Source organism: Dysgonomonas massiliensis (assembly GCF_900240225.1).
Lineage (GTDB): Bacteria > Bacteroidota > Bacteroidia > Bacteroidales > Dysgonomonadaceae > Dysgonomonas > Dysgonomonas massiliensis.
In genome coordinates, this window is sequence record NZ_OEPV01000008.1 from 65,083 (window position 1) to 77,542 (window position 12,460).

A 12,460-nucleotide genomic window follows, 5' to 3' on the forward strand; every position below is an offset into this window, starting at 1 on the left:
ATGAAACTTAAATATTTAGTGATTGTAGCATTGTTTATTTCAAGCATATTTTCAGTGCATGCTCAGAATAATGCTTTATTCAATAAACTAGAAGATAATGACAAAGTAACTGTAGTTTATATATCCAAATCTCTCCTAAAAATGGCTGGTTCTAATGTAAATTCGACCAAAGCAAATATTGGCGGATTGATTAACAAATTGGATCAATTGGAGATATATTCGACAGAAGACGCCCTCACAGCTCGTACAATGAACACTGAAGCAAGTAAATACATAAAGAATAATACTTACGAAAGCCTAATGAAGGTAAAAGACGGAAGTGACAGAATAGACTTCCTGATAACCAAAGACAATGGCAAAAAAAATCAAATTAAAGAATTCATCATGTTCATCGCCGGCGAGAAAGAAAGCACAATAATTCGCTTGTTAGGTACCTTTACGATGGAAGATATTCAGAAAGTTATGGATGATAATAAATAATGAAGTGTAATTAAATGAAAAAAGACTAACTCAATTGAGTTAGTCTTTTTTTGAGCCTCTTGTCGGATTCGAACCAACGACCCCGAGATTACAAATCACGTGCTCTGGCCAACTGAGCTAAAGAGGCAGGTGGGCAAGCTTACTATATCGCGTCGCTACAACCGACGGCCCTTGCTGCGATCAAACCCTGGGGGATTAATCGGGAGCTGACCGTATAGGACTTACCCGACGACAAAAGTAGTAAAGTTTTTTTATCCTCCAAAATTTCACAATACATTTTTCTCTTCAGAATCCTTTTCCTATCTTTGTCTGAGAGGTTTTTCAGGGTAAATTATTTTATGATTCAACGACTTACCTCAAGTATAAAATTGTAGATTTTTTTTACTAAAAACATAAAAATATATGAAAGTTACTGATCGTTTTCTCAAATATGTAAAATTTGATACAGAATCGAGCACTCAGACAGGTGTAACACCAAGTACGCCGGGACAAATGGTATTGGCAAAAGAGTTAGAAAAAGAATTACGCGAAATGGGATTAGAGGACATTTCTCTTGATGATAAATGCTATCTAATGGCTACATTACCTGCAAATACAACTAAAAACATACCAACAATAGGATTTGTTGCACATATGGACACAAGTCCTGATATGAGCGGAAAGAATGTCAATCCTCGTATTGTCAGTAATTATGACGGGAAAGATATCGTGCTAAACAAAGAATCAAATATTATTCTTTCTCCGAACGATTTTCCTGAGATGACAGATTATATAGGACAAGATTTAATTGTTACTGATGGTACAACATTGCTCGGGGCAGATGATAAAGCCGGTATTGCAGAGATACTGACTGCTATACAATATCTGAAAGATCATCCTGAGATAGAGCATGGCAAGATTCGTATAGGCTTCACCCCTGACGAAGAAATTGGAGCAGGTGCAGATTATTTTGATGTCGAAAAATTCGGATGCGAATGGGCATATACATTAGATGGTGGTCCTATCGGAGAATTAGAGTATGAAAACTTCAATGCTGCTGGAGTTAAAATCAATATACAAGGTCGCAGCGTACATCCTGGGTATGCTAAAAATAAAATGGTTAATGCGTTAGTTATAGCTAACAAATTGGTTTCGCTGCTTCCAGCTAACGAAAGACCTGAGCACACAACCGGATATGAAGGATTCTTCCACTTGACAAATCTTTCAGGAGATATCGATAGCGCATCAATGGGATATATCATACGAGATCATGATCGTGAGATATTTGAAAAACGTAAACAACTGTTGTTAAATTCTGTTGAATATATCAACAAACTATATCCTGAAAGTACAACGATAGAAATCAAAGACCAATACTACAATATGCGTGAAAAGGTTGAACCTGTAAAACATATCGTAGATCTAGCTTTTGAGGCAATGACTTCCGTAGGTGTTACTCCTATAGTAAAACCTATTAGAGGAGGAACGGACGGAGCACGTTTATCATTTATGGGATTGCCTTGTCCTAATATTTTTGCAGGTGGTCATAACTTCCATGGTCGTTACGAGTTTGTGCCTGTGCAATCGATGGAAAAAGCAGTTGAGGTGATTGTGAAAATTGCAGAACTTGTTGCAAAAAAGTAATTACTTGATAAAATAATTGTACCTTTCAAAAACGAAATAACTGATTTAAAAACTTTATTATGAAAAAAACACCATTTACCGACTTGCACATATCCTTAGGAGCAAAAATGCATGAATTTGCAGGCTATAATATGCCTATCGAATACTCAGGCATCATTGATGAACATATCACAGTATGTGAAAAAGTTGGTGTATTTGACGTATCTCATATGGGCGAAATATGGGTTAAAGGACCTAAAGCTCTAGAGTTTTTACAAAAAGTAACCAGCAATAATGCTGCGACTCTTGAGATTGGTAAAGCTCAGTATACAGCACTAATTAATGAAAATGGCGGTATTATTGATGATATAATCGCATATCATTACGAAGGTGACAAATATATGTTAGTTGTTAATGCTTCTAATCTTGAGAAAGACTGGAATTGGCTGGTAAAAAACAATAATATAGGTGCTGAATTAGAAAATGCTTCAGACAAGATAGCTCAGCTTGCAGTTCAAGGACCTAAAGCATTGGCTACACTTCAAAAGCTGACGAAAGTAGACTTAACGACAATACCTTATTATTCGTTTGCAATTATTTCGATGGAAGGAGCAGGCATGGGTAATGTAATCATGTCAAATACCGGATACACCGGAGCAGGTGGTTTCGAACTATACTTCTACAACGATCAAGCGCTTGGTATATGGGAGGCTATATTCAATGCTGGTGAAGAATTTGGCATCAAACCAATCGGTCTGGGGGCCAGAGACACACTTCGCCTAGAAATGGGTTTCTGTCTATACGGAAATGATTTAGATGAAACAACTACTCCACTAGAAGCTGGATTAGGCTGGATTACCAAATTTGCAGAAGGTAAAAACTTTATAGGAAGAAGTGTTCTTGAAAAACAAAAAGCTGATGGCCTTACTCGTAAACTATGTGGCTTTGAACTTCAAGAAAAAGGCATTCCTCGCAATGGATACGAAATTGTAAATGATAAAGATGAAGTTATCGGGCATGTGACATCAGGAACAATGTCTCCTACACGTAAAATAGGCGTAGGATTAGGCTATGTAAAACCTGAATACACTACTATTGGTACAGAGATTTTCATCAAAGTTCGAAACAAGAATTTAAAAGCTTTAGTTGTAAAACCTCCATTTAGAAAATAAGAATATTAAATCTCAATAAAATAAGCCACTAGTTAGTGGCTTATTTTATATTGGAATGGACTTTTCGGGATAGATTCGTTAAAAAACCAACTAAAAAATCATTTTTGTAGCAAAAAAATTTGTTTATCTACAAAAAATAATACCTTTGCATATTATATAGCAGTAAAAAATGACAAATTGCGCTTTACATATCATTATTATTAACATTATTCTGGTGGTCCTCTGGCAGAATAAGAGAGAAAGGTATGTTTATAATAGTGCAAGCTAATTAGTAGTAATTGATCGTATAACAACATATATGCCTTTCTCTAGATATGAGAAGGGCATTTTTTTTAATAGTATTCTTTACATTATGAAAATAGAATTAAGAAGTTCAACAAGTACACAAGGTCGCCGCATGGCAGGAGCAAGAGCTTTATGGCGTGCAAACGGCATGAAAGAAGAGCAGATGGGCAAACCCCTGATTGCTATTGTAAATTCGTTTACACAATTCGTACCAGGGCATGTACATCTTCATAAAATAGGGCAAAAAGTAAAGAATGAAATTGAAAAACGCGGATGTTTTGCAGCTGAATTCAATACAATCGCAATAGATGATGGTATTGCAATGGGGCACGACGGAATGCTATATTCCCTACCCTCACGCGATTTAATCGCTGATAGCATAGAATATATGGTCAATGCACATAAAGCTGACGCGATGGTTTGTATCAGCAATTGTGATAAGATAACGCCTGGTATGCTTATGGCTGCAATGAGACTAAATATTCCTACAGTATTTGTTTCTGGAGGTCCGATGGAAGCTGGAGAGTTAGATGGAAAACATCTTGACCTGATAGATGCTATGATTAAATCGGCTGACGAAAGTGTATCTGATCAGGAAGTCAACGCAATAGAACGATCGGCCTGTCCAACTTGCGGTTCTTGTTCTGGAATGTTTACGGCAAATTCAATGAACTGCTTGAATGAAGCTATAGGTTTGGCTCTTCCCGGTAATGGGACTATAGTTGCGACGCACGTTAATAGAGCTGATTTATTTACAAGTGCTGCAATACAAATAGTTGAAAATGCATATAAGTATTATCAAGATGGAGATGAGAGTATTCTTCCTCGTAATATTGCAACTCGACAAGCATTTATGAATGCCATGACATTGGATATAGCAATGGGAGGGTCTACCAATACAATTCTGCACCTTTTAGCTATAGCACATGAAGCCGAAGTCGATTTCTCGATGGCAGACATTGACGCTTTGTCACGAAAAACTCCTTGTTTGTGTAAAGTTGCTCCGAATACACAGAAATATCACATTCAAGACGTGAACCGTGCAGGAGGAATACTTGGTATTATGAATGAATTGGCAAAAGGTGGATTGATCGATACATCAACAAATAGAATTGATGGTTTGACTTTAGCTCAAGCTATTGAAAAATATGATATTACAAAAGAAGACATTTCTCCAATAGCTGAGAATATATATAAATCTGCTCCAGGTAATCGATTTAATCTGATCATGGGTTCACAAGATAGCCAATATCCGACTCTAGACTCTGATCGCTCGAATGGCTGTATCAGAAATATTGATAATGCTTACACTAAAGATGGAGGGTTAGCAATTCTGAAAGGTAATATAGCTCTAGATGGATGTGTAGTTAAGACCGCTGGAGTAGATGAAAGCATCTTTAAATTCACGGGGCCTGCCAAAGTATTCCATTCACAAGATGATGCATGTGAAGGTATCCTTAAAGGAAAAGTTGTATCAGGTGATGTTGTCGTTATAACATACGAGGGTCCTAAAGGTGGCCCGGGTATGCAAGAAATGCTTTATCCTACATCGTATATCAAATCAAGACATTTGGGAAAAGAATGTGCTTTGATCACAGACGGACGTTTTTCTGGTGGAACCTCGGGATTGTCTATCGGTCACGTATCTCCCGAAGCAGCTTCAGGTGGTGCAATAGGATTAGTCAGAGATGGAGATATAATAGAAATAGACATACCAAATCGTTCTATCAATGTGAAACTATCTGATACGGAATTAGAAAATCGTCGTCAGGAAGAGATAGCAAAAGGTAAAGATGCATTTAAGCCAAATCGTGAACGAAAAATATCAAAAGCTCTAAAAGCTTATGCCAGCATGGTAAGCTCGGCAGATTTAGGTGGTGTTAGAATAATAGAATAGAACTTATATAATTGAGATCGATGATGAAAATTAATGGAAGTGAAGCGCTTTTGCAGTCTTTGATCAGCGAAGAGGTAGATACAATCTTCGGTTATCCCGGAGGTGCCATCATGCCTGTATTCGATTGTTTATATAACAACAGAGACAAAATTAAGCACATCCTTGTCAGACATGAACAAGGAGCAGTACATGCAGCACAAGGCTACGCGCGTACATCAGGTAAAGTTGGGGTTGCGTTGGTTACATCCGGACCGGGAGCTACAAATACCATCACTGGTATTGCCGATGCTATGATGGATAGTACACCATTAGTCGTCATTAGTGGTCAAGTCAACTCTACTCTTCTAGGTAGCGATGCTTTTCAGGAAGCAGATGTAGTTGGTATAACTCAGCCTATTTCCAAATGGGCATACCAAATCAGACGTGCCGAAGATATTGCATGGGCTGTATCCAGAGCTTTTTACATAGCATCAAATGGACGTCCTGGACCAGTTGTATTGGATATTACCAAAGATGCTCAGACTGCTTTTTTTGAGTCATTTAAATATAAGAAAACAGACTTTATTCGTAGTTATCAGCCCTATCCCAGCCTAAACTATGATTATATTCAGCAGGCTGCTGATTTGATCAATAAAGCAAAGAAACCACTAGCACTAGTAGGACAAGGAGTAATATTGAGTGGTGCTGAAGAAGAATTGAAAGCCTTTATTGAAAAGGCAGATATTCCATTTGCGTCGACAGTTCTAGGCTTATCCGCCATTCCGACAGATCATCCGTTAAATATGGGTATGTTAGGCATGCATGGTAATGTGGCTCCTAATATGAAAACCAACGAGTGCGATGTTCTTATTGCGATTGGTATGCGCTTTGATGATCGTGTGACTGGCGATTTGAACACCTATGCTAAACAAGCCAAAATAATTCATTTCGATATCGATCGCAGTGAAATCAATAAGAATGTTCAAGTAGATGTTAAAGTTTTAGGCGATGCGAAAGCAACATTAAGCGAAATCGCGAAATACATTAATGAGAACGATCATTCAGATTGGAAAGCAGAATTCAAGCTCTTCTATGATCAAGAGTACGATATTGTGATTGAAAAAGAACTACACCCTACAAACGGAGGAATGCTGAAAATGGGTGAAGTTATCAATAAAGTTTCGGAAGCCACAGACAATGATGCCATACTTGTTACCGATGTTGGTCAAAATCAGATGATGGGTGTACGATACTTCAAATACAAGAAATCGCGTAGTGTGGTTACATCTGGCGGATTGGGAACGATGGGATTTGGTCTACCTGCAGCTATTGGAGCAAAATACGGAGCTCCAGATCGTACGGTTTGCCTATTTGTTGGAGATGGAGGAATGCAAATGACAATTCAGGAATTGGGTACAATTATGCAGTATAATACGAACATAAAAATCATCATACTAAACAATCATTTCCTAGGGATGGTACGCCAATGGCAAGAACTTTTCTTCGACGAACGTTATTCCGAAACTGTGATGAAGAACCCTAATTTTACAAAAATCGCTGAGGCATATGATATCAAATCGAGAAAAGTTTCAGAACGGAAAGATATTGATGCAGCTATCGCAGAAATGATTGAATATGATGGAGCTTACTTGTTGGATGTTGATGTAGAAACGAAAGGAATGGTGTATCCTATGATTCCGGCCGGGAGCTGCGTAACAAATATTTTATTAGGAAATGACAAAAAAATATGATTATCTTTGATATTAGAGCATTATGACTAAAGAAAATAAAACACTCTATACAGTTACTATATTTTCGGAAAATACAGTAGGATTGCTAGGACAAGTGACAAGTGTATTTATTCGCCGTCAATTGAATATTGAGACTTTATCTGTTTCTCAATCAGCTATACCGGGGATTCATAAATTCACTATTACTGTGTTTTGCGACGAAGCAATGATAAAAAAAGTGGTGCTCCAAATCGACAAACGAGTCGATGTACTGAAAGCATATTACAATGTAGATGATGAGCTTATTTATCAGGAGATTGCACTCTACAAGCTGTCAACTGCTGATTTCTTGAAAATAGAATCAGTAGAAGAGCTCATCAGGAAATACAATGCTCGTATTTTGGATATCAACGATGTATGTGTCGTAGTAGAAAAAACCGGTCACTATGATGAGACCCAGGCTCTATTTGACGAATTAAGTAAGACAATAGGAGTACTACAATTTATCAGATCGGGAAGAATTTCGATCACGAAATCCAAGATTGAGCGTTTGAGTGATATGTTAGCTGAATTAGAAAATAAAAGAAATAATTCAAACTAAATATTAATCAAAACGTACTGAAATGATTGAACCAATTGGACGATTCGAATTTATGATCGATGCCTATCTTAGCGACTTCAGAGGAAAAGCTACACTACCGATGATAGGCGGATTTATGCTGCAAGCAGCAACAAAACATGCCGAAGAACGCGGATTCGGATATTCATCAATGACTTCAAAGAAGCGTGTATGGGTACTTTCGCGGATGGCTATCGAAATATTCGAATACCCTTCTAACGATAATATATTTGTAATTAAAACATGGGTAGCTAGTGTCAATAGAATATTTACCGAAAGGTATTTTTCTTTTGAAGATGCTAATGGTAAAGAAATAGGATTTGCTAAATCACTCTGGGCATCCATTGATATTGAGACTCGAAAACCTACAAATGTTTTAGAATTAGAAGGACTTAGCGATTATATTACTGATAAATCATGTCCAATTGAGAATTTATCGAAAATTCCAGTTCTGAAAGATAATTTTCAGATTGCAGATCGTTTCATTGTGAAATACAGTGATATAGATATCAACAAGCACCTGAACAGCATGAAATATATTGAACACTTTGTAAATGTATTCGATATAGAAATGTTCAAGGCTAAGAATATAAATCGATTTGAGATTAATTATATTGCTGAAGGACAATACGGATCAAAAATAGATATCCTTCAGTGCAAAGAAAAAGATTCTCAATACATCCTTGAGATGAAAAGCGGAGAAACAGTTGTAAGCTCTGCTCGTATAACATGGACGTAACAAACAAGAATATAAACTCAATTTAAAAACTTAAGAAAATGGCTGAAATGATTTTTGGTGGAGTAGCAGAACAAGTTGCTACTCGTGAGGAATTTCCTTTAGAAAAGGCAAGAGAAGTATTGAAAGATGAAACTATAGCTGTTATCGGCTATGGTGTACAAGGTCCAGGACAAGCTCTGAACCTTCGAGATAATGGTTTCAACGTAATTGTAGGTCAACGTAAAGGTGGAAAAACATGGGATAAAGCTATCGCAGATGGTTGGGTACCAGGTGAAACACTTTTCGAAATAGAAGAAGCAGCTGAAAAAGGCACAATTATTCAATACCTTCTATCGGATGCAGCTCAAATTGAAGTTTGGCCACGTATTAAGCCATACCTTACAGCTGGTAAAGCTCTATACTTTTCACACGGATTTGGTATCACATATAAAGAACGTACAGGTATCATTCCTCCGGCTGATGTAGATGTAATTCTAGTTGCTCCTAAAGGATCAGGAACCAGTCTTCGTCGTATGTTCCTTGAAGGTCGCGGACTTAACTCTAGTTATGCTATCTTCCAAGATGCGACAGGACGTGCTAAAGATCGTGTTATAGCCCTAGGTATAGGTGTAGGTTCGGGATATTTATTTGAAACAGACTTCAAACGTGAAGTATATTCAGACCTAACGGGTGAGCGTGGTACATTGATGGGTGCTATTCAAGGTATTCTTCAAGCTCAATACGAAGTATTACGTGAAAACGGTCACTCTCCATCAGAAGCATTCAATGAAACTGTTGAAGAATTGACTCAATCATTGATGCCTCTATTTGCTGAAAACGGAATGGACTGGATGTACGCAAATTGTTCGACAACAGCTCAACGAGGAGCTCTTGATTGGATGGGACCTTTCCATGATGCAACAAAACCGGTATTCGAAAAACTATATAAGAAAGTTGCTAACGGAAACGAAGCACAACGTTCGATAGATACAAACTCGCAACCTGATTACCGCGAAAAACTTGAAGAAGAGTTGAAAGCTCTTCGTGAAAGTGAAATGTGGCGTACAGGTGAAACAGTTCGTAAACTGCGTCCTGAAAACAACTAATTATAAGACCAAAAAGATCCTTTAGGGGATCTTTTTTACTATAAATATCTTGTTTATCAATAAATAAAGCTTGTAAATGGATTGTCCTTTGGAAACAAAACCCTATCTTTGCACGCGATTAATAACAATTATGTATAATTATCATTAACTAAAAAGAAAATGGCAACAAAAATTCGTCTTCAAAGACACGGTCGTAAAGACTATCCATTTTACCACATCGTTATTGCTGACAGCAGATCTCCACGTGACGGTAAATTCATCGAGAAAGTAGGAACATTCAATCCGAATACTAATCCTGCAACTGTAAACTTGAATTTCGAAAGAGCATTATATTGGCTACAAGTTGGTGCACAGCCAACTGATACTACTCGTAACATCCTTTCTGAAGAAGGTGTGCTTTTGAAAAAGCACTTACTAGGTGGTGTTGCTAAAGGTGCTTTCACTGAAGCTGACGCTGAGAAAAAATTCGAAGCTTGGAAAGCAGATAAACAAAAAGGTTTATTGGCAATCGTAAACAAAAACGATGCAAAAGCTAAAGAATTAGCAAAAGCTCGTGCAGAAGCTGAAGTAGCGGCTAACAAAGCTAAAGCTGAAGCTGTAGCTCAAAAAAGAGCAGAAGCTAATGCAGCTGCAGCTGCTGAAGAGGCAGCGGTAGAAGAAGCTCCGGCAGCAGAAGGTGAAGCTGAAGAAGTAAAAGAATAATAGTTTCGACTATTTGACTGAAAGGTATCCATGATTATGGATACCTTTTTCTTTTATAAAAAAGAGAGGAGCATTAAATACCTCCTCTCTTTCTAATCAAACAACATAATAAACTTTACTTAATCTCAATCCTCTTTACTTTATCTTCAATAGCCTTATCTAGCTTAGGTAAAAGTATATGTAAAATACCCTTTTCTTCTGACGCTGAAATATTTTCTGTATCTACATTTTCAGGCAATGTGAATCTACGAGTAAAAGAAGAAGTCTGAAATTCGCGTCTCAAGACTTTATCTTCATTTGTTTCATTTTTAGTTTCCGTCTTAGCCGATATTGTAAGTATATTTTTATCTACTTCTATTTGTACATCTTCCTTACTAAATCCAGGGATTGATAAATCAATAGCAAAGCTTTTATCATTTTCGGTCACATTTGTTGCAGGTAAATTTTCTGTCCAAAAATCTCTGAATAGATCTTCGTTTGCAAAACGATCAAATAATGAAGGAAAGAAACTACCACTTCTGTCGAATTTTCTGATTTGATTTTTCATAATTAATCCTCCTATATTTTTATTGTATAATTTATACTCGCAGCTTTTAACTCTGTTCTAATTGCTGTTCATATATACATATGCAAAAACTATGCATTTAGACCTTTATGACAGTTTAAATAACGTTAAAAATATCCGAAACAAAGATTAGAAAAGAGTTCTCACTAAAAAGTTAAGTATTATTTCAAATGACATTTTGACATAAAAAAAGCAGATACTTAATTGTATCTGCTCCAAATAGTTGTTATAAATACTAACGCTTATCGATTGGTATATATTCTTGTAAATCAGCTGCGCTTTTATATGCAGGTCTTATAATTCTTCTCTGTTTGAAATTCAACTCTTCAATACGATGCGCACACCATCCTACAATACGTGCCATAGCAAACAAAGGTGTAAAAATTTCCTGAGGTAGTCCTATCATATCATAAACGAATCCTGAGTAAAAGTCGACATTAGCACACACTTGCTTATTGACAGCCTTACCTTTTGTCTCCATGAAGATGCTGATTGCACGTTCTTCTATCAGATTATAAAAATCAAACTCTTTCTCACGACCTTTTTCTATCGCCAAATCTCGAGCCATTTCTTTTAACAGAACTGTTCTTGGATCGGAAATCGTATATATTGCATGACCTAATCCATAAATTTTTCCACTCTTATCATAAGCTTGTTTAGCTAGAATTTTCTTTAAATAATCGTCTACCTCATTTACATTAGTCCAATCTTTTATCTGTGTTTTCAAATCATTCATCATATTTACAACTTGAAGATTTGCACCGCCATGAAGTCCTCCTTTTAGAGAGCCAATACCAGCTGCTATAGCTGAATAAGTGTCTGTTCCTGTAGAGCTGGTAACCCTTACTGTAAATGTTGAGTTATTGCCTCCTCCATGATCGGCATGAACCATCAGAGCCAAATCCAGTATCTTCACATCGAGCTCTGTATACTTGTTACTACCTTTCATCATATAAAGGAAGTTTTCGGCCAGTGATTTCCCCGCTTTGGGATGTCTGATATGTAAAGAATGCCCTCTGCTATGACGTATCGAATTATATGCATAAGCTATAATTGTAGGGAAAGTTGCAATAAGATTCAGCGACTGATCAACCAGATTTTCTGCCGATATATCATCCGGATTTTTATCGAAAGTATATAATTCTAATACACAACGAGCCAGATTATTCATAATATTCTGCCCCTCGAGATCAAGGATATGCATCGTAATCTTAGGATTTAAGTCCATTGTCTCACTCAACCCTTTAGAGAACTCCTCCAGCTCTTCACTGGTAGGAAGATTACCTGATAAAATCAAATAAAGCACTTCTTCGAAGCCTAATCGATTTTCTCTCTGAGCTCCTCTAACAATATCCTCTATACTGATTCCTCTATAGAATAATTTACCCGGAATAGGTTTTAATTTACCTTCATCATCACGCTCGTAACCAACGACATCCCCCACTCTAGTCAGTCCAACTATAACACCCGTATGATCTTCATTCCGAAGACCTCGTTTGACACCAAAATCCTTGAATAGCTGGTCATCAAACCAACTTGTATTTGTTATCGTTTTCGATATTTTTGCACTTATATCTTTCATTTGTATTTTTTTCTTAGGTTAAA

Annotated in this window: 11 protein-coding genes and 1 tRNA gene; 9 read left to right on the forward strand and 3 right to left on the reverse strand. The window is 36.9% G+C overall.

Annotated features, from left to right (window positions below):
* A complete protein-coding gene (locus C1A06_RS09395; RefSeq protein ID WP_101690007.1) occupies window positions 1–480 on the forward strand; it encodes a DUF4252 domain-containing protein in 480 nt (159 codons plus the stop codon).
* 53 nt (window positions 481–533) lie between these two features.
* On the opposite strand, the gene C1A06_RS09400 is transcribed toward C1A06_RS09395, so the two are convergent.
* Window positions 534–607 (reverse strand) — tRNA-Thr (locus C1A06_RS09400).
* 275 nt (window positions 608–882) lie between these two features.
* On the opposite strand from C1A06_RS09400, the gene pepT reads away from it, so the two are divergent.
* From pepT to C1A06_RS09440, 8 genes are all read left to right on the forward strand, one after another.
* A complete protein-coding gene (pepT, locus tag C1A06_RS09405) occupies window positions 883–2,103 on the forward strand; it encodes a peptidase T (protein WP_101690008.1) in 1,221 nt (406 codons plus the stop codon).
* A 59-nt stretch (window positions 2,104–2,162) separates the two neighbouring features.
* Window positions 2,163–3,254, forward strand: a complete 1,092-nt coding sequence (gene gcvT / locus C1A06_RS09410; protein WP_101690009.1) for a glycine cleavage system aminomethyltransferase GcvT — start codon at window positions 2,163–2,165, stop codon at window positions 3,252–3,254.
* A 352-nt stretch (window positions 3,255–3,606) separates the two neighbouring features.
* Window positions 3,607–5,436 carry a dihydroxy-acid dehydratase gene (gene ilvD / locus C1A06_RS09415; protein ID WP_101690010.1) on the forward strand — a complete coding sequence of 610 codons (1,830 nt, stop codon included), beginning with the start codon at window positions 3,607–3,609 and terminating at the stop codon, window positions 5,434–5,436.
* Window positions 5,437–5,456: 20 nt separating this feature from the next.
* Window positions 5,457–7,166, forward strand: coding sequence for a biosynthetic-type acetolactate synthase large subunit (ilvB, locus tag C1A06_RS09420; RefSeq protein WP_101690011.1), 1,710 nt, complete (start codon window positions 5,457–5,459; stop codon window positions 7,164–7,166).
* A 22-nt stretch (window positions 7,167–7,188) separates the two neighbouring features.
* The gene (gene ilvN, locus C1A06_RS09425) at window positions 7,189–7,746 is read left to right on the forward strand and encodes an acetolactate synthase small subunit (protein WP_101690012.1); all 558 of its coding nucleotides are present in this window, start codon (window positions 7,189–7,191) and stop codon (window positions 7,744–7,746) included.
* A gap of 22 nt (window positions 7,747–7,768) precedes the next feature.
* Window positions 7,769–8,503, forward strand: a complete 735-nt coding sequence (locus tag C1A06_RS09430) for an acyl-[acyl-carrier-protein] thioesterase (RefSeq protein ID WP_101690013.1) — start codon at window positions 7,769–7,771, stop codon at window positions 8,501–8,503.
* Window positions 8,504–8,541: 38 nt separating this feature from the next.
* Window positions 8,542–9,588, forward strand: a complete 1,047-nt coding sequence (ilvC, locus tag C1A06_RS09435; RefSeq protein WP_101690014.1) for a ketol-acid reductoisomerase — start codon at window positions 8,542–8,544, stop codon at window positions 9,586–9,588.
* 159 nt (window positions 9,589–9,747) lie between these two features.
* The gene (locus C1A06_RS09440; protein ID WP_101690015.1) at window positions 9,748–10,290 is read left to right on the forward strand and encodes a 30S ribosomal protein S16; all 543 of its coding nucleotides are present in this window, start codon (window positions 9,748–9,750) and stop codon (window positions 10,288–10,290) included.
* A 115-nt stretch (window positions 10,291–10,405) separates the two neighbouring features.
* Here the strand turns inward: C1A06_RS09440 and C1A06_RS09445 are convergent, their stop codons facing one another.
* A complete protein-coding gene (locus C1A06_RS09445; RefSeq protein WP_101690016.1) occupies window positions 10,406–10,837 on the reverse strand; it encodes an Hsp20/alpha crystallin family protein in 432 nt (143 codons plus the stop codon).
* Window positions 10,838–11,090: 253 nt separating this feature from the next.
* Window positions 11,091–12,437: a citrate synthase gene (locus C1A06_RS09450; protein WP_101690017.1), complete on the reverse strand. Its 1,347-nt coding sequence runs from the start codon at window positions 12,435–12,437 to the stop codon at window positions 11,091–11,093.
* Window positions 12,438–12,460 lie beyond the last annotated feature (23 nt).